20 protein-coding genes and 1 tRNA gene are annotated in these 17,657 nt (G+C 35.8%); 18 read left to right on the plus strand and 3 right to left on the minus strand.

All coding sequences use genetic code 11. From position 1 onward, the window contains the following. Positions 1-210: 210 nt before the first annotated feature. Positions 211-1,434, minus strand: a complete 1,224-nt coding sequence (locus MUW56_RS09335; RefSeq protein ID WP_292012931.1) for a PolC-type DNA polymerase III — start codon at positions 1,432-1,434, stop codon at positions 211-213. 136 nt (positions 1,435-1,570) lie between these two features. Beyond that, positions 1,571-3,097: a helicase HerA-like domain-containing protein gene (locus MUW56_RS09340; protein WP_292012932.1), complete on the minus strand. Its 1,527-nt coding sequence runs from the start codon at positions 3,095-3,097 to the stop codon at positions 1,571-1,573. Between the two features lie 347 nt (positions 3,098-3,444). Here MUW56_RS09340 and MUW56_RS09345 point away from each other — a divergent pair, with 347 nt between their 5' ends. The 3 genes from MUW56_RS09345 to MUW56_RS09355 are packed head-to-tail and all read left to right on the plus strand — an operon-like array spanning position 3,445 to position 5,601. After that, positions 3,445-4,854: an MBL fold metallo-hydrolase gene (locus tag MUW56_RS09345; protein ID WP_292012933.1), complete on the plus strand. Its 1,410-nt coding sequence runs from the start codon at positions 3,445-3,447 to the stop codon at positions 4,852-4,854. A gap of 4 nt (positions 4,855-4,858) precedes the next feature. Beyond that, the gene (locus MUW56_RS09350) at positions 4,859-5,242 is read left to right on the plus strand and encodes a rhodanese-like domain-containing protein (RefSeq protein WP_292012934.1); all 384 of its coding nucleotides are present in this window, start codon (positions 4,859-4,861) and stop codon (positions 5,240-5,242) included. Positions 5,243-5,301: 59 nt separating this feature from the next. After that, entirely contained in the window at positions 5,302-5,601 is a 300-nt protein-coding gene (locus MUW56_RS09355) for a co-chaperone YbbN (RefSeq protein WP_292012935.1), read from the plus strand. 56 nt (positions 5,602-5,657) lie between these two features. Here MUW56_RS09355 and MUW56_RS09360 read toward each other — a convergent pair whose 3' ends face one another. Then, entirely contained in the window at positions 5,658-6,413 is a 756-nt protein-coding gene (locus MUW56_RS09360) for a nitrilase-related carbon-nitrogen hydrolase (protein ID WP_292012936.1), read from the minus strand. A gap of 182 nt (positions 6,414-6,595) precedes the next feature. On the opposite strand from MUW56_RS09360, the gene MUW56_RS09365 reads away from it, so the two are divergent. The 15 genes from MUW56_RS09365 to MUW56_RS09435 all read left to right on the plus strand — a co-directional run bounded on the left by MUW56_RS09365 (position 6,596) and on the right by MUW56_RS09435 (position 17,648). Beyond that, complete coding sequence (locus MUW56_RS09365) at positions 6,596-7,036, plus strand: DUF6646 family protein (protein ID WP_292012937.1); 441 nt, start codon at positions 6,596-6,598, stop codon at positions 7,034-7,036. A 104-nt stretch (positions 7,037-7,140) separates the two neighbouring features. Next, positions 7,141-8,622 (plus strand): RIP metalloprotease RseP, encoded by a 1,482-nt coding sequence (gene rseP / locus MUW56_RS09370; protein WP_292012938.1) that lies wholly within the window; start codon positions 7,141-7,143, stop codon positions 8,620-8,622. Between the two features lie 81 nt (positions 8,623-8,703). Next, positions 8,704-8,777 (plus strand) — tRNA-Asn (locus MUW56_RS09375). 88 nt (positions 8,778-8,865) lie between these two features. Continuing rightward, positions 8,866-9,153 carry a hypothetical protein gene (locus tag MUW56_RS09380; protein WP_292012939.1) on the plus strand — a complete coding sequence of 96 codons (288 nt, stop codon included), beginning with the start codon at positions 8,866-8,868 and terminating at the stop codon, positions 9,151-9,153. 129 nt (positions 9,154-9,282) lie between these two features. Then, positions 9,283-9,549 carry a hypothetical protein gene (locus MUW56_RS09385; protein WP_292012940.1) on the plus strand — a complete coding sequence of 89 codons (267 nt, stop codon included), beginning with the start codon at positions 9,283-9,285 and terminating at the stop codon, positions 9,547-9,549. 324 nt (positions 9,550-9,873) lie between these two features. Next, the gene (locus MUW56_RS09390) at positions 9,874-10,158 is read left to right on the plus strand and encodes a helix-turn-helix domain-containing protein (RefSeq protein ID WP_292012941.1); all 285 of its coding nucleotides are present in this window, start codon (positions 9,874-9,876) and stop codon (positions 10,156-10,158) included. Then, complete coding sequence (locus MUW56_RS09395) at positions 10,148-10,564, plus strand: DUF3987 domain-containing protein (RefSeq protein ID WP_292012942.1); 417 nt, start codon at positions 10,148-10,150, stop codon at positions 10,562-10,564. The genes MUW56_RS09390 and MUW56_RS09395 overlap by 11 nt, the downstream gene beginning before the upstream one ends. Then, complete coding sequence (locus MUW56_RS09400) at positions 10,549-11,427, plus strand: DUF3987 domain-containing protein (RefSeq protein WP_292012943.1); 879 nt, start codon at positions 10,549-10,551, stop codon at positions 11,425-11,427. Before MUW56_RS09395 ends, MUW56_RS09400 begins: the two co-directional genes overlap by 16 nt. Positions 11,428-11,535: 108 nt before the next feature. Next, entirely contained in the window at positions 11,536-12,744 is a 1,209-nt protein-coding gene (locus MUW56_RS09405; RefSeq protein WP_292012944.1) for a site-specific integrase, read from the plus strand. Between the two features lie 259 nt (positions 12,745-13,003). Continuing rightward, the gene (locus MUW56_RS09410) at positions 13,004-13,984 is read left to right on the plus strand and encodes an AAA family ATPase (RefSeq protein ID WP_292012945.1); all 981 of its coding nucleotides are present in this window, start codon (positions 13,004-13,006) and stop codon (positions 13,982-13,984) included. After that, a complete protein-coding gene (locus tag MUW56_RS09415; RefSeq protein WP_292012946.1) occupies positions 13,968-14,171 on the plus strand; it encodes a hypothetical protein in 204 nt (67 codons plus the stop codon). Before MUW56_RS09410 ends, MUW56_RS09415 begins: the two co-directional genes overlap by 17 nt. Positions 14,172-14,276: 105 nt before the next feature. Next, on the plus strand, positions 14,277-15,173 hold the full coding sequence (locus tag MUW56_RS09420; RefSeq protein ID WP_292015398.1) for a DUF3871 family protein: 897 nt from the start codon (positions 14,277-14,279) through the stop codon (positions 15,171-15,173). 292 nt (positions 15,174-15,465) lie between these two features. Beyond that, complete coding sequence (locus tag MUW56_RS09425; protein WP_292012947.1) at positions 15,466-16,287, plus strand: FkbM family methyltransferase; 822 nt, start codon at positions 15,466-15,468, stop codon at positions 16,285-16,287. Positions 16,288-16,304: 17 nt separating this feature from the next. Next, positions 16,305-17,114, plus strand: coding sequence for a hypothetical protein (locus MUW56_RS09430; protein ID WP_292012948.1), 810 nt, complete (start codon positions 16,305-16,307; stop codon positions 17,112-17,114). Between the two features lie 57 nt (positions 17,115-17,171). Then, entirely contained in the window at positions 17,172-17,648 is a 477-nt protein-coding gene (locus tag MUW56_RS09435; protein ID WP_292012949.1) for a hypothetical protein, read from the plus strand. Positions 17,649-17,657 lie beyond the last annotated feature (9 nt).

A 17,657-nucleotide genomic window follows, 5' to 3' on the forward strand; every position in this document is an offset into this window, starting at 1 on the left:
CATTGATTATTTTTTATGCAAGACAACTCTTTTAAATATTCCAAACCTTAGAAAACTTTACAGTTCCCTTTTTTCCAGTTTTATTTTGTTTAAAATTTTGCATTGCTTCTGTTTATTTTTTTGCAAAAATACTATTTATTTTTTACTTTGAGAAAATTGATTTGAAAGGTGCCTTCTTATCGATAAAATATTGTAAAGTGTCCATTTCCATCATTTTGGCAGCGGTAATGTCTCAAAATCACCACGAAGGAGTGCTAATTGTAATTCATTATTCAAATCTGCCGAAGATAGAGGAAGATCAATTTTGAGCTTGGCAAGCTTACTCATCGTCTGAATCTGTGTAAACAGCTCATAAAATCCGAAAGAAGTTACTTTTCCGTTATCTATGATTAAGAACAGCTTTTCACCTAATTTTCTACCCGGCCCCAGCCAAAGTTCATTCCTTTTTCTGAAATCTATTTTCTTTTTCAATACTGCACAGTCATTAAATTCCGGCAGAACTCCCAGAAACTGAACGGCTTTCGTTCCCTGGGTAAAAGATCGGAATTTCAGGATTGGCTTCTCAGTTTTGTTGAGCTTGTTTTTTTCAACAAGGTATTTTTGATTTCTGAAATAAAGCCCGAAAGGCAGCACCTCTTTTTTCTTACTATTTTTGGAATTCAGAATCAGTTTGGCAATAATATCCGTTCCTGTAAGTTCGAAATTAATCTGCTCAACATCTTTCTGAATCTGTTCCCATTTTTTTGATTTGGAATTGAAGACTTTTTTTGAAAACTTATTGATATCCTGAACATAATCGGAAAAAATAATCTTTCCGGCTTCATCCTGAAAATAGACAAAACCTTTTTCGTTGGGTAAATCCTGAGCCAGCTCTTTGATCTTGTTGATATACGTCTTCGCATTGCTTTCTTCGTGCTGTTTCTGAATGATCTCATTTTCAGTATCTTTTGACACTAAAAGTTTAAACAATTCTAAAGTAGCTCTCGCATCCCCCTCGGCCCTGTGATGATTGGTCAGAGGAATTCCCAATGACTTTACCAGTTTCCCCAATGAATAACTTACTTCATCCGGAATCAGTTTTTTAGCCAAAGGAATCGTATCTAAAGTATTGATTTTAAATTCATAGCCAAGCCTATTGAAAGACTGGCGAAGCATCCTGTAGTCAAAATCAATATTATGGCCTACCAAGGTCGTATTCTGAGTGATTTCAATAACCCTGCGGGCTATTTCATGAAATTTGGGAGCCGTTTTAACCATTTTAGGGGTTATACTGGTCAGTTTCTGCACGAAAGGAGTGATATCGCCTTCAGGATTAACAAGGGATATAAACTGATCAGTAATCTTCTGACCATCATATCTGTAAATGGCAATGTCTATAATGCATTCATGTCTATAACCTGCACCATTACTTTCTATATCTATAATCGAATACATTTAATTTTCCAGCTAACTGCTTTTTTAATTTAAAATAATAATCTGTAATCCTGATATCCTTCCTATCAGTAACGATAACCTGCTAAATTAACAAAAAATATAGTAAAAAACATAGCAAGCTCCCTACTTTTCAAAACTACCGTCTTCTGCCTCCCAGTCCAAACATTCCCAGAATGGCTTTTGCACCTTCCCGCATTAATGTATTGGTAAACGTTCTTCCTGCCTTACTTTGCAGCACCTGTTCAAACATTCCCGGGTCTTCTTTCACCGGTTTTGTTCTTTGGTTAGGTGCCGGATTCTGAGCGGCCTGTTCCATTCTGTTGGCCAGCATTTCATAGGCAGATTCCCGGTCTATAGCTTGTTCATATTTAGCGACCAGGGCAGATTGAGCGGTCAGTTCAGAGATCTCAGCGTCACTCAGCACATCCATTCTGGATTCCGGAGAAATAAGATAGGTATGAACCAATGGGGTCGGAATCCCTTTTTCATCCAAAGCTGTGACAAAAGCTTCTCCGATCCCCAAATTCTGAATCAGGCTTGAAGCATTGTAAAATTCCGTGGTCGGATAATTTTCAACCGCTTTGGAAATCTCCTTTTTATCTTTTGCTGTAAAACCTCTCAGTGCATGCTGTATTTTCAGCCCCAGCTGTGATAATACATTTTCAGGAACATCACCAGGAATCTGAGTAATGAAATAAATACCAACTCCTTTTGAACGGATCAGCTTTACCATCGTTTCAATTTGGGAAAGAAGCGCTTTTGAAGCTTCATCAAAAATAAGGTGGGCCTCATCAATGAATAATACCAGTTTCGGTCTTCCGCTATCTCCTTCCTCAGGAAATGTCATATAAATTTCGGCAAAAAGAGAAAGCATAAATGTAGAAAACAGCTGCGGCTTACTTTGGATATCGGCTACCCTTAAAATATTGACAACTCCTTTTCCGTCTCTTGTCTCAAGCAGATCCTGAACATCAAAACTCAGTTCTCCAAAAAAGCTGGACGCCCCCTGCTGCTCCAAAGCCACAATAGACCTTAAAATAGCTCCCAGAGAAGCCGGTGCAATCGATCCGTAATTGGCAGCAAGCTCAGCTTTCCCCTGGGCATTGTCCGTCACATATTGCAACACCTTCTTTAGATCATTCAGATCAATCAATGGAAGGCCTTTATCATCACAATATTTAAATACAATAGACATAATGCTCTGTTGGGTATCATTCAGTTCCAGAATTTTACTTAACAAAACAGGTCCGAATTCTGTAACTGTAGCCCGAAGCTTTACTCCTTTTCCTCCTGAAATACTCATTAATTCTACAGGAAATCCTTGTGGATTGTAGGGAAGCTGTGTTTTGCCATATCTTTCTTCAATGATGCCATTCATCTGCCCAGCTTCGGCAATCCCTGAAAAATCGCCCTTAATATCAAGAACCAAAGACGGAATTCCCGCATGAGAAAGCTGTTCTGCAAATACCTGCAGTGTTTTTGTCTTACCCGTTCCGGTAGCTCCTGCAATAAGACCATGACGGTTGATCGTTTTTAATGGAATGGTAACATTGACTTCCGGAACAACTTCCCCGTTCAACATTCCTTTTCCTAATATGATATGTTCTCCTTTTGGAGTGTATCTTGTATTTAATTCTTCTATAAATTGTGTTTTGTCTGCCATCTGATCTCTTTTTTTGACTTATAAATATAAAGTTTTTTGTAAAACATTGCTTAAATATTCCCGGGAAACTTTGACCCGACCGGTAATTTAATTTCAGCATAAGCAAATTTCAAACCACGTAAAAACAAATCAGAATAATACTGCTGCGTAATTATCCTTCAATGATTGAACATGATAAAAAACAGCATTTATAAATTAACATTCCGTAAGGCACCATTTTTGTTGAGAAGAAGGCACTTTAAGTAAGGACAGAACTGTAGTATTGAAAGAAACTATCGCTGAGATTTAACATTTAATTTACATTTTATCTAATACTTTGTATCTTTAACTCATTAAAAAATTATCCAATGAAAATTGAACAAATATATACGGGCTGTCTGGCTCAGGGTGCCTATTATATTGTATCAGAAAATGAAGCTGCCATTATCGATCCCTTAAGAGAAGTAAAACCTTACCTGGATCGTTTGGAAAAAGATAATGTGACCTTAAAATATATTTTTGAAACTCACTTCCATGCTGATTTTGTTTCAGGTCATTTGGATTTAAGTGAAAAAACGGGAGCTCCAATTGTGTACGGACCCACTGCTGCTCCTGAATTTGAAGCCATCATTGCGGAGGATAATCAAATCTTTGAGATCGGTAAAATAAAAATAAAAGTTCTGCATACTCCGGGACATACCATGGAGAGCAGCACCTATCTTTTAATTGATGAGAACGGTACGGAGACTGCAATTTTTACCGGAGACACCTTATTTTTAGGAGATGTCGGAAGGCCCGACCTCGCTCAGAAAGCCACCAACCTTACCCAGGAGGATCTTGCCGGCATTTTATACGACAGCCTTCAAAGTAAGATCATGCCTTTGGATGACGGCATAACAGTTTATCCAGCTCATGGTGCCGGCTCTGCCTGCGGAAAGAATATGCAGAAAGAAACTGTAGATATTTTAGGGAATCAGAAAAGGACCAACTATGCCTTAAATCAGCCTGACAGAGAGTCTTTTATCAAAGAAGTCCTGGATGGGTTAACCGCTCCCCCAAAATACTTCGGGATGAATGTTGCCCTGAACAAAGGCGGATATGAAAGTCTGGATGTTGTTATGGATAAGGGTTTAAATCCTGTAACAGAAGAAGATTTTGAAGCTTTGGCAGAAGAAACGGGAGCTTTAATCTTAGATACCAGGAACCCCGGAGAATTCCACAAAGGGTTTATCCCGAATTCCATCAATATTGGGCTGAAGGGTGATTTTGCCCCTTGGGTAGGAACTCTTATCGTAGATGTAAAACATCCCCTATTATTGGTAACAGACGAAGGAATGGAAGAAGAAGTGATCACCAGATTAAGCAGAGTAGGATTTGATCATGTCATCGGGTATTTAAAAGGAGGCTTTGAAGCATGGAAAAATGCAGGTAAGGAAACTGATGAAATCAAAAGAATTACTCCTGCTGAGTTTGCAGAGCAGTTTACAAAAGATGCAACTGTAATTGATGTAAGAAAATTAAGCGAATACTCAGCTGAACATATTGATAACGCCTACAATAAGCCATTAGATACAATCAGCGACTGGGCCCGCAGCATTGATGATTCAGAGCATTTCTTCCTACATTGTGCAGGAGGGTACAGAAGCATGATTGCAGCCAGCATCCTCAACTCACACGGGATCAGGAATTTCACTGAGATCGAAGGTGGTTTCAATGGAATCAAAAAGACGGAGAAATTCCCGACCACTGATTTTGTATGCCAATCCAAAACATTATAAGATCATGAAGATGAAATGGTGGGGATTTGTTTTAGCTTCGGTTTGTATGCTAAGTGCCTGCAAAACGGCAAAGATAGCCGAGGCTCCCAAAGCCAATATTAAAGAGATTGTAAAGAGCCCTGATGTAACATTGGTAGACGTAAGGATTCCGGAACAGTATGCTGCAGGAACCGCAAAAAACGCTATCAATATTCCTCTGGCTGAGATCCAGCATACTATTGAAACGTTAAAGGGTAAAAAAGTAGTGGTATTCTGCAATAAAGGAATACAGGCAGATCAGGCCATGGAAATTTTAAAGAAAAATGGGGTAGATGCCTATGACGGAACCAGCTGGAAGAATGTAACAGCTATCCAGAACGAAACGGAAAAAAGCCACCGAATTGAATAAGCAATTAGGACCTATTGAATAGAGTTTTATCTTAGCAGCTTACTTAAAAAACAAAAACTATGTCACAAAAATTCCAGGAAATCATTAACTCGGAGAGACCGGTACTTGTAGACTTTTTTGCTACCTGGTGCCAGCCTTGCAAAGTACAGTCTTCGGTTTTAAACAGTGTAAAGGAAAACATTGGCGAAGGAGCCAGAATTATAAAGGTAGATGTAGACCAATATCCTGCTCTTGCAGCACAATATGGAGTACGCGGAGTTCCTACTCTGGCGGTCTTTAAAAATGGAGAACTCCTATGGAAAGAAAGCGGCGTTCATGATGTAAATACATTGACGCAGCTTTTACAGCAATTTGCCTGATCAGACCGGGCTAAGGTTGAGATAAGCAGCTAATAACGCTTCACTCAACCTTAGTTTTAGCCTAATTGAATTGAGAAGTCATCGCGGTCATTTAAAAACTGGAAATGTTTTCTGAAATCTTTCAGTTGTTCCATGTCTAGGTCTGCCGATACTATATTTCCGTTTTTATGGGAAATTTCCTTTCCGTCAGCAAAAAAGCAATGAGAGCTTTCCTGATACAACAGATGATTCCCATCGGTTCCTATTCTATTGAGGCCAAAAACAAAAGACAGATTTTCAATGGCTCTTGCTTTTAAAAGATGTTCCCAGGCCCCTACTCGTTTTTCAGGCCAGTTGGCAACATATAAAATTGCATCATAATCATCATTATTTCTTGCGAAAACGGGGAAACGGAGATCATAGCACACCTGAAGCAGAAATCTTATTCCCTTGTAATTGACAATAACCCGTTTCTGTCCCGGAGTATATACCTTATCTTCTCCTGAAAAGGAGAACAAATGCCTTTTATCATAGTATTCGGTTTCACCATCCGGCTGTACAAAATACATTCTGTTATAAAACTTACCCTCCTGTTCTACGGGAGCACTTCCGCAGAAAGCCGCATTTTTTTCTTTTGAAATCTTTCTTAAAAATGCCAAAGATTCTTCATTCCTGTCCGACACTTCGGAAGCATCCATACAAAATCCCGTTGAAAACATCTCAGGCAGCAAGAAAAGATCCGCTTCAAGGTCCTGAAGCTCTCTTTCTATTGCTTTAAAATTTTCCGATTTCCTTTTCCAGATGATATCTAAATTAAGACCTACAACTTTCATCTTTTTATTTTTAATTATTTCAATATCCGAATTATAAAAATACAGCTTTTCCGCTTACCAAAGAAATAGTATTCCATTTCTTAATAATTCATAAAGTATTTCGGTTTTGTGGAGTTAAGTGTTTTTCGGTTTCATTTTTGATGGTGATACTTTTTATTAATATCATTAAAAATTTAAAATTTATGAAGAAATTGGTTTTTATGGTGATGGTATTCTTTTGCGGCGCGGCAGTCAGTGCCCAGGCCTGGACAGGAAAAGGAGACCAGAAAATTCAGTTGGGCCTAAGTGCCTGGGGATACGGAACGGGTATCACAGGAACCTATGATTATGGACTCAATAAACTTATATCTGTCGGAGCGGGGATCAATGGGTACTTCGACAATTATAAAGATAATGATAAGGACAATCGGGTTTTCGTTTTCGGAAGGCTGAATTTTCACTTACAGGAGGCATTAAACCTGCCTTCAAAATGGGATGTTTATCCCGGAGTTGATCTTGGGGTCCTTGGAAAAGACTTCGGAATTGGAGCACACATTGGAGCCCGTTACTTTTTCACAGAGAAAATTGGTGTTTTTGCTGAGGTTGGCAACAATGGAAGTCTGGGTGTTTCCTTCAATTTGTAACCAATCGTCTTTAAATATGACAAAGCTTCTCGTTTCGGGGGCTTTTTTATTTGGCATAGTTTTGATAATTGTTACCTTTGCAAATTAAAATCTAAAATTTATTAATGGAAATAGCAATAAAACTCTTCCAGTTCATTCTGAGTATCTCTATACTGGTAGTTCTTCATGAGCTTGGGCATTTTTTACCGGCCAAATGGTTTAAGACCAGAGCAGAAAAATTCTTCCTGTTTTTTGATCCTTGGTTTTCTATCTTTTCAATGAAGAAAATCAACGGAAAATGGAAATATAAATTCTTCTCCCAGAACTTGCCTGATACTGAAGTTACAGAGATCAACGGAAAAAAGGAAGAAGTTCCTATCGATATATCAAAGCTTCCTGACAGCGACTGGAGAAAACACCCCGAACAAACCAAATATGGGATCGGATGGCTTCCTTTCGGCGGATATGTGAAAATTGCGGGTATGGTAGATGAGAGCATGGATACTGCACAGCTGAAAAAAGCGGCAGAACCATGGGAATTCAGATCTAAACCGGCCTGGCAGAGACTGATTATTATGCTGGGCGGGGTTACGGTAAACTTTTTCCTTGCATGGCTCATCTACGGATGTCTTTCTTACTTTAACGGTGAATCTTCTTTTGATACCTCAAAGGTAGATGCCCCTATGCATTATACACAAATCGCAAAAGCAATGGGCTTTGAGGATGGTGATAAAATTTTAAAGGTAGACGGAAAAGTTCAGAACAGCTTAGATAAACTTTCTTTGGATATTTTATTAAGTGACCAGATTACCGTTTTAAGAAATGGTAAAGAAGTAACTTTCAATACGAATGATGACGGAAAGGCGCTTGCATTCAGAGATGACAACCCAAGAGCATTCCTTACTCCCAGATATGCTCCTGTCATAGACACGATTGTAAATCCTAAAACAGCAGCAGCCGGGCTTAAAGTGGGAGATCAAATTCTTTCCGTAAACGGGCAGAAAATCAATTATTATGATGAACTGCAGGGTGTCGTTTCAAAAAATGCAGGAAAAACACTGAATGTAGACGTTTTAAGATCCGGAACCGTACAGCCGCTGAGTCTTGAAGTTTCCAAAGAAGGAACCTTAGGGATTATGTCCTATAAGCAATTGGAAAAATATGCCACAACACAGCACTTTACATTCGCAGAGTCTATAGGCAGAGGATTTACCAGAAGTATAGAAAGCTTAACCTATCAAATAAAGCAGTTTAAACTTGTTTTCAACAAGAAAGTTCAGGGATATAAAAAAGTAGGAGGACCTCTTGCGATTATTAAAAATATGCCTGTAGAGAAATCGAAAGACGGAGCTGTTTCTGTTAACTGGACGATGTTCTGGAGCTTTACAGCCATGTTCTCTGTATGGTTGGCATTCCTTAATCTTATTCCGATTCCGGGACTTGATGGCGGACATGTTTTATTTACGCTGTACGAGATCATTGTAGGAAAACCTGTTCCACAAAAAGTATTGGAAAATGCTCAGATGGTGGGGGTAATCTTCCTGTTAGGATTGATGGTACTGATATTCGGAAGTGACATTTTCAAAATGATTACCGGAGGCTTATAATTTTTTTGAGAAAATTTATTAAAAATAGTTGCAGGGTATAAATATTCGTCCTATATTTGCACCACTTAAAAACAAGGACATTCCTCCTTAGCTCAGTTGGTTAGAGCATCTGACTGTTAATCAGAGGGTCGCTGGTTCGAGCCCAGCAGGAGGAGCTTTGAAAATCAAGCACTTACATTTCTGTAAGTGCTTTTTTTATTTTTTGACTGCAACAATACTGCAACATTTTATTATTTTTGAATTGTGAACAATGAGCTACTATATCCATTCACAAACCTTGAGATTTATCTTCAAAAGATAGATACCTATTTAAATAGTTTTTACAATTCATTTAAACTTGATGCTTTTGCTCGAAGAATCATACCTAATGGTATTGATAAAGAAAATATGCAGGTTTCTATACTGAAAGACCATTATCAAAACGATGAAGATCCGTACAAATCTTTATTTTTAGAAGAAACCAGAAATATGGTACTCAACCTGTTGACAAAGAGATTTGCTGATGTGGATAAAGCTCTTGAACTTCTTTGAAAGCTAAGCAAAAATAAAGTTCCAGCTTACTTATATACTCTTAACAGTCAACTAACAGCAATATTCACAAAAGACTTGCTTGATTAAGTATCGCTTTCTGGATCAATGTAGAACAATAGCTTTAAAGCATTGAAGAACTTATTACCCAAGAAAAAAGAGCAATTTCCCAGTTTCCCACCTCTTCATTTTATTGTAAAAGAAGGAGAAAACGTAATCTCTAAACTAGAAACGCTGTATTCACTATTAATCAGTTATTCTCTTATCTCTTGTACTAAAGAAGATTTTATCAAAGCATTTACAGGTCAGAAAATAGATACAGGTATCAACTGGATCGCAAAAAGCTCTAAGAATAATACAACCAATAAGCCTTTACTGGTATACTTTTCAGGCAATTAATGGATAACAGGTATATTAAAGCTTCTTTTCGTAATGATGAGAATCATTATCTAGCTACTGTATTCAGAAATAGAGACGGATCAGAATTTACTTCAAAACAACTTTCTTCAGCAAAGTATGATATGTCTGATAATAAATCTGCACAACAAGAACTTATAGACGATATTATTTCTCAATTATAATTCTACAACACATAATAATATACCCTGATATACCCTGATGTCAGGGTAATTCTATTGATTATAAGGGTATTCTCGGCTTTTCTTTGCCATCGAATTTGAAGTCCAAATTGAATGACGTCAGGACTTCATAAAATTTAAAAGAATGACAAAAGATAAGTTGAATCAAAATGAACATTTCCTTAGCAAACAAGCTTTTAATGAAAAGGAAATTATAAGCTTTAAAGAAGCATTAGCATACCTAGATGTATCACCAAGCTTACTATACAAGCTGACCTCACAGAGAGCAATCCGGTATTTTAAGCCTAATGGGGGTAAAATCTATTTCAAGAAAACAGACTTAGATAGCTGGATGCTTCAAAATGGGAATAAAAGTGTAGCGAGTTTAGAAGAGGAATTATTAACAAAAATATCAGGACATGAAAAATAGAGTTATAGAACAAGTTATTTACGACAACTTACCGGAGGAATTAAAGAAGTTGACCGAGAACTTTACAGGTAGAGAAAAGGATATTGTTTTACTATCGAGTTTAGGAGTATTAAGCACCTGTTTCCCCAATATCAAAGGATTATATGATGGAGATACTGTTTATCCTAATCTCTACACCTTAATTATTGCTCCTCCTGCGAGTGGTAAAGGGGTAATGAATTATTCAAGAATCTTAATTGAGAAAATTCACAACACAATACTTGAAGACAGTAGGACAGAAAAATCTGAATGTGAAGAATCTAAGAAAAAGGTAAGAATAAAGATAACAAGCAAGGTGCTTGTCCCAATATTCAGGTTAAGATTGTTCCCGCCAATATCAGTACCTCAGAATTGTATTCGTTTCTAGGTAATTCAAATCATGGTCTTTTAATCATGGAATCGGAAGCAGACACACTCTCTAATATGATGAATAATGATTGGAGCAATTATAGCGATGTTCTTCGGAAATGCTTCCATCACGAACCTCTTTCAATTGCAAGAAAAGTAGAGGATTTATACGAAGAAATCAGTAGTCCTAAGCTTTCTATGGTTATCAGCGGAACACCAGGACAATTGAAGCCTTTTCTGAAAAGCAGAGAAAATGGGCTGTATTCAAGGTTTATTATTTATTCCTTTGATGAACTGGCTGAGTTTAAGAATGTATTTGAGCTAAAAGCTAAAAATAATGATCTCATATTCAAAAAGATCGCTGATGAAATCTTTAAGCTGTATGGAAAACTCTCTTCATTAGATAAGCCGGTAACGTTTGAGTTTACTGAAACCCAGAACAAACGTTTTATTAAAACAATGGATTTTATCTGGAAAGATATTGTTGAACTGCATACGGCAGCATTTTTACCCAATCTCAACAGACATGCATTAATGATGTTCAGAATTGCCATGATCTTAACTGTATTGAGGAATAAAGAATCAATCTCTGATAAGGAAAAGATTGTTTGCGGAAACAGAGATTTTCTTATCGCTTTACAGCTTATACAGACAATTTTAAGGCATTCTCAACATGTTTTTGATTCTATGGAAACAGGATTGTTATCTACACAAGATGAAGAGATTCTGGATGAATTACCTATTATTTTCGCCAGAAGTCAGATTGTTACAGTAGGTAATGATAAAGGAATCCCTACCAGGACCATAGATGATAAGCTTGTTCAGTGGCAAAGCAAAAGGATCATCAAAAAACAATGTAAAGGATTTTACAAAAAATTATAATGTAAGTCTGCAATTGTTGCAGTTCCTGCAACAGCTTATATCTAATCCAACTGCCCAATTTATTAAATCACATTGGGCAGTTATTTCTTCAATTTTAACATTTATAATATGAATACGAGTATAAAAATTGTACTTGACAGTAGACCTATGTCTAATAATTTGTACACGGTCTACCTGAGAATCATTAAGGACAGGAAAAGAAAAAATATAGCTTTAGGCTTAAAATGTAGAAAAGAACATTTTGAAAATGAACAGTTCCTGAAAGGACATCCAGACTATAAAGTCGAAAATAATTTGCTTATCAGCTTCAAGGCAAGGGCTAATAAGATTATCAGGGATTTTCAGAATGAAGGTAAAAACTTTAGTATTGAAGACTTTGAAAAGAAATTCAGAGGTAAATCTGATATTAAAAACTGTAAAATAGCTGATTTTTACGATGAAATCATTGAAGAGTTTGAAAGAGCTGGAAGAATGGGCTATGCAAAGGCTTTTAAGGATACTAAAATCTCTTTCCTGAAATGTACAGGAAATAAAGTGACATTCAGTGATATTAACCCAGTACTTATTGAAAAATATAAAGTCAATTTAAGGGAAAAAGGCAGTGAAAATGGAGGCATCAGCTTTAAGATGAGACATTTGAGAGCTTTGTTTAATATTGCTATTAATAGAAAAGTAATGTCAAGAGAAAATTACCCCTTTAAGGAATACAAAATTTCTAAAATTAAAGCTGAAAATAATAAGATCGCTCTGGCTATTGAAGATTTCAAAAAGATCAAGGATGTCGATTTAAGCCAAAACCCTACGTTAATTGAAGCATATAACTATTTTATGTTTTCTATCTATACCAGAGGGATGAATTTTGCAGACATGGCAAAGCTGAAATGGTCTGATATTGCCAACAACCGTATTTATTATAAAAGATCAAAAACCAAGCATAGCTTCAATATTGAAGTCAATGAAAAAATACAAGAAATATTAGACTTTTATAAAGGTCACAACAGAAACTCCGGCTATGTCTTCCCCATACTGCTGAAAGATGATTTAACTCCAAAACAGATTGCCAATCGGCGGCATAAAGTATTATCCAGGTATAATGTGAAATTGAAAAAGCTCGCTGAACTGGCGGGAGTAGAGAGGAATATATCCTCGTATGTCGCCAGACACAGCTTTGCTACCATGCTGAAATACTTAGGAACAAGTGTTGAGAAGATTTCGGAAATGATGGGGCATAGTGATATTCAGATTACGATGAGTTATCTTAAAGATTTTGAAAATGAAGAACTAGACAAGGAAATAACAAAATTAATAGAGCTATAAGAATAAAAACGAAACTGTAACTTACATCCTATTAAGGTCTGTTTATTAAGACCGCCACAGAATTAAAGCCTATAAATATCTAATATTCAGAACTATAGCTGATGTAAGACTTATAGGAGTCCGTGATAAAAACAGCATATCTATGCCTATCTGGTTAATTTTGATTTTCAAAATTAACCTTTTTTGTTTAAAAATGAAGCACTTAACCAAAAACATTAACAATTATTCACATAAAATTAACCATTAAATTTTAGAAATTATGCAATTAAAGCAATCACAAAGACATCAGGTAAAGCTCAGATTAGGACTATCAGGAGCTTCGGGATTCGGTAAGACGAAGTCAGCCTTATTATTAGCTTATAGAATGACACAGGACTGGAGCAAAATAGCTGTTATAGATACAGAGAATTCCTCTGCTTCTCTATATTCAGACTTAGGAAACTACAATGTACTTGACCTACAAGTTCCTTACAGCCCTGAAAGATATATTCAGGCTATAGAACTATGTGAGAAGTCAGGAATTGAAGTCATAATCATTGATTCTGTCAGTCATGAATGGAATGGTACTGGTGGATGTCTTGATATTCACGAGAAATTAGGCGGTAGGTTTCAAGACTGGGCTAATGTAACTCCAAGACATCAGGCTTTTATCAATAAGATATTGCAGTCAACCTGCCATGTTATTACGACTACCAGAAGAAAAATAGACTATTCCTTGGATATTGGAAGCAATGGTAAAACCCAAGTAGTAAAGCACGGAACTAAGGAAATCACAAGAGATGGTTTTGAGTATGAATTGACCATCAATTTTGAATTGGTGAATGAAAACCATTTAGCTAAGGCAAGTAAAGACAGAACAGGACTGTTTATGAACAGACCTGCATTTATTATCACTTCTGAAACAGGCAGAATGATTTTAGACTGGTGTAATTCTGGAATTGCAGAAACTGCAAGTTTTGCAACCTCTTCTGAATCCTCTGTCACTTCTCCGAACTCAACAAATTATTTTGGTCCTGGTGATGAGCGCTTCCCTAAAGAATACGGTATTAACAGTAACATCAGTAAAGAAAGTATTTTAAATAGAATCAGCACCAGCAATACCATTGCAGAACTTTTGGCTATTTACAAACAGTACCCGGAATTTCAGCAGGAATTAAAGCCTGAGTATGAAGCCAGAAAATCATTCTTAATCAAATTATCTAACCCACAAAACTTTTCAACCAATGGACATCATCAATAAAATAAAACCAGCTACATTAGAAGAAGCATTTGAACTTAGACCTGCACAAAATATTAAAGAAATTTCTTTGTATGAAAGCAAGATGAACATTGATACAGCTCATCATTCAAATCATCATTATTCTGTTCCTGGTACTTTTCCAAGTGAAGCAAAACCAAGAGAACAGGCGGATTCACAACAAGATTAAAATAATATATATAGACCTGAGAAGAATAACAATTTCCTTCAAAGAAATGAAGTTCGCCAGGAAAACAAACCAATAGAAGAGAAACCATATGAATACAAGCCCTTCATTGAAGCCAACACACAAGCGGTTAATCTCTACCATTTAAAGAATGACTGCATAATACCTGTCTTTAGCAAAGATAACGAGAAAACCATTGCTCATCAGGAGTTTATTGATGTGGTAATGAATGCTGCACAAAAGGTATTTTCTATGCAGAATATTACAGAACCGGAGATAAGAGTATCACACCAGATTAAAGGCAGAACACCGGATGCCATACACTTAAATGTAAAAGATCTATTGGACCATCAGAAAACCATTTACTATGAAAGAATGGCCTTCATCATCAGGATTCCTGGTATCACAGATATAGTAAATGGAAATGAACTATCACTTACAATAGGTGGTGTCAGAAGCTATAATTTGGAGAACCTTTACAATAAGAAAACATTGGAACGAATGAAGTTTTTCATCGGTTTTCAGAATCAGGTATGCTGTAATTTATGTGTATCAACAGATGGATTCAAGGAAGATATGAGGGTATCCGGTACTCAGGAGTTGTATTCCAAAACATTGGAAATCATGCAGAATTATAATGCAGAGCTACACTTACTGGAAATGAAAGAGCTTACCCATGATTCTCTCTCTGAGCATCAGTTTGCACAGCTTATAGGCAGAAACAGGTTGTACCATCACTTACCAAAAGCCGAAAAACAGAATATTCCATTGCTTAATTTTAATGATAGTCATATTAATACGATGGCTAAGGATTATTACGAGGATAAGAACTTTTGCAGGCAGGAAGATGGGAGGATAAACCTCTGGGATGTGTACAACCTTTTTACCCAAGCTAATAAGTCCTCATATATAGATACTTTCCTAAATAGGAATCTGAACGCTTTTGAGTTTATAAAAGGTATTCAGAAAACGCTAATGATAATTCTACTTATCATTGGTTTTTGAGCTAGATAGACTGCCCCATTAGCTTGGGGCGGTTTTTATTTAAAAAAATAAATAGAACACAAGGATAAAAAATACAATTCTTTTTTAACACGTCAAGTTTTGACGTTTATAGAGAATATCTTTACAACATAATAATTTAGGATCAATAAGAAAATTACTTTTGAATAGACTCAATGTATCTCCCTCTTATGTGATTATAAAATTTTATATTTGTAAATACTAAAAAAAGAATGGTTGAAATTGGCTAATTGGTCAGATTTGACTTTACTAATTTAAATCAAAAATAATTGATATGATGCTTATAAGTAAACTAAATACAATCCTTTCCAAAGCTATCTTTTGTTTTAAGATAAATTCCTCTTTTCTCCAAACTGTTCTATTTATAAAAAACTCTAAAAGATACAGTTCAACGTATAAAAAAAATAAACTTTTAGGTACGGAAAATAAAGAACTTGTAGAATACAATCTTCTTTTATCAGGAAATAATATTCCTCTTTCCATAAGAACTTATTCGGGTGATTTTGATATATTTTATGAGATTTTTTGGAAGAAAACTTATCATATTCCCAAAATGCTTTTTTCACCTGGGAATAAAATTATAATGGATTTAGGCGCAAATATTGGGTTTACATCTATCTTTTTCTCTTTACAATATCCAAATGCAAAAATATATGCTTTAGAAGCAGAAGAAGAGAATTACAAAATCCTTAAAAAAAATGTCTCTTTCTCTAAAAATATCATTTCAAAACATGGAGCTATTGATACAAAAGATGGAATCGTATTTCTTTCTTCTCCTGATTTATCCTATAACTTTAAAATCTCAGATACTGTAACAGAAATCGGAGAAAAAGTTCAGGCGTATAGCATGAAAAGTTATATGGAATTACTGGAAATTGACCATATAGATTTGCTAAAAATAGATATTGAGGGCTTAGAGCAATCGCTTCTGAAAAATAATAATGAGTGGCTTAGTAAGGTAGATAATATAATAATAGAACTACATGATCCATATAGTTTAGATGAGCTAAAACAGGATTTATTGCCTTTCGATTTTACAGTATTAACTCCCAACTCTTTTAAAGGATTAAAAATGATTTATGCAACAAAAAAATAATATTTAAATATACAATTATGAAAAAAAGTTTATTAACAGCAAGTCTTTTATTATCGTTAACTATTTACGGACAATCATGGAATCTGACCGGAAACTCTGCAACGAATCCTGGCACTAATTTTTTAGGAACATCTGATAGTAAAGATTTTATTATTAAGACAAACAATACTGAAAGATTAAGGATAAATTCGGACGGTAAAATTGCAGTAGGTGGTGCGGTAGACCCTGAAATCAATTTAAAAGTGCATGGGAGATCGCAAATAGTATCGAATGCAGACAGTGATGTATTTTTTGTTGGAAATGATTCTGATAATGTTGGAAACGGTAATGATCTTATATTTCTCAAATATGGAAAATACCAGCCAAACAATCCCAGTGTAATGACAGTATCTGGATTGACCGAGCCTTCCAAATATGAAGTTTTATTCAACATACGAGCGAATGGAAATATTGGAGTAGGAATACATAATCCTCAATATAAACTTGATGTATTAGGAAAATCTTCTTTCAGTGATAATATGAAAGTGGGTGGTAAAGTAGAAGCTAAAGAAGTAAAGGTTACTGCCACTCCAACCGCAGATTTTGTCTTCGAAGAAGATTATAAATTACCAAAATTAGAGGAAATTGAAAAACACATCAAAGAAAAAAAACACCTTCCTGAAGTTGCCTCTGCAAAAGAGATGGAAATGAATGGAGTAAATGTGGGTGAGTTTCAGATTAAATTATTACAAAAAATTGAAGAGCTTACTTTATATTCTATTGAGCAGAATAAAGAGATTAAGGAGCTAAAAAAACAAGTTCAGCAATTACTATTAACCAAAGAATAATCACCAATGAAACCCCTCAGGGTTACACCTGTCCGATAACAACAATAAAAAATCCCGATGAAAACAAAATTACTTTCGATATTCTCTTTATTTATAGGCTTCTTTGGTTTTTCTCAAACTGAAGTGTATTTCAAATATGATGAAGCCGGTAACCAAAGATACAGAGGAACAAATTCCGCAGGAAAGACAGTAGAAGAACCAGCAAAAACAGAAGCTAAAATTGTTTCTGTAGCTCAAACTCAGCCAGAATCTCAAATTATGGATGAAGCGACTTTTTGGGAACAGATAAGGCTGTATCCTGTTCCTGTAAATGATGTTTTGACCATAGACTGGACTGAAGAAGTAGATGGGCTCATAGAATCTGTTTCACTCTACCAGCATAGTACAGTACACTGGAAATTCCAGCAGCAGAATCTATCTAATCTGAATAAGCAGTTGAAGATCAATATGACAGGCTATGATTGGGGTGTATATATAGTACGTTTTACCCTAAAAGATGGAAGGATATTCAGCAGAAATATCACAAAACGATAAACTTTTAAC

The sequence above is a fragment of the Chryseobacterium sp. genome (genome assembly GCF_022869225.1).
Lineage (GTDB): Bacteria > Bacteroidota > Bacteroidia > Flavobacteriales > Weeksellaceae > Chryseobacterium.

Excerpts from the sequence above, each read along its gene's own strand:
- MUW56_RS09355 (WP_292012935.1), top strand. The coding sequence starts at position 5,302 with ATGTCACAAAAATTCCAGGAAATCATTAACTCGGAGAGACCGGTACTT.
- MUW56_RS09350 (WP_292012934.1), top strand. The coding sequence starts at position 4,859 with ATGAAGATGAAATGGTGGGGATTTGTTTTAGCTTCGGTTTGTATGCTA.
- MUW56_RS09395 (WP_292012942.1), top strand. The coding sequence starts at position 10,148 with ATGAAAAATAGAGTTATAGAACAAGTTATTTACGACAACTTACCGGAG.
- rseP (WP_292012938.1), top strand. The coding sequence starts at position 7,141 with ATGGAAATAGCAATAAAACTCTTCCAGTTCATTCTGAGTATCTCTATA.
- MUW56_RS09390 (WP_292012941.1), top strand. The coding sequence starts at position 9,874 with ATGACAAAAGATAAGTTGAATCAAAATGAACATTTCCTTAGCAAACAA.
- MUW56_RS09415 (WP_292012946.1), top strand. The coding sequence starts at position 13,968 with ATGGACATCATCAATAAAATAAAACCAGCTACATTAGAAGAAGCATTT.
- MUW56_RS09335 (WP_292012931.1), bottom strand. The coding sequence starts at position 1,434 with ATGTATTCGATTATAGATATAGAAAGTAATGGTGCAGGTTATAGACAT.
- MUW56_RS09435 (WP_292012949.1), top strand. The coding sequence starts at position 17,172 with ATGAAAACAAAATTACTTTCGATATTCTCTTTATTTATAGGCTTCTTT.
- MUW56_RS09360 (WP_292012936.1), bottom strand. The coding sequence starts at position 6,413 with ATGAAAGTTGTAGGTCTTAATTTAGATATCATCTGGAAAAGGAAATCG.
- MUW56_RS09365 (WP_292012937.1), top strand. The coding sequence starts at position 6,596 with ATGAAGAAATTGGTTTTTATGGTGATGGTATTCTTTTGCGGCGCGGCA.
- MUW56_RS09430 (WP_292012948.1), top strand. The coding sequence starts at position 16,305 with ATGAAAAAAAGTTTATTAACAGCAAGTCTTTTATTATCGTTAACTATT.
- MUW56_RS09340 (WP_292012932.1), bottom strand. The coding sequence starts at position 3,097 with ATGGCAGACAAAACACAATTTATAGAAGAATTAAATACAAGATACACT.
- MUW56_RS09345 (WP_292012933.1), top strand. The coding sequence starts at position 3,445 with ATGAAAATTGAACAAATATATACGGGCTGTCTGGCTCAGGGTGCCTAT.
- MUW56_RS09405 (WP_292012944.1), top strand. The coding sequence starts at position 11,536 with ATGAATACGAGTATAAAAATTGTACTTGACAGTAGACCTATGTCTAAT.
- MUW56_RS09410 (WP_292012945.1), top strand. The coding sequence starts at position 13,004 with ATGCAATTAAAGCAATCACAAAGACATCAGGTAAAGCTCAGATTAGGA.
- MUW56_RS09425 (WP_292012947.1), top strand. The coding sequence starts at position 15,466 with ATGATGCTTATAAGTAAACTAAATACAATCCTTTCCAAAGCTATCTTT.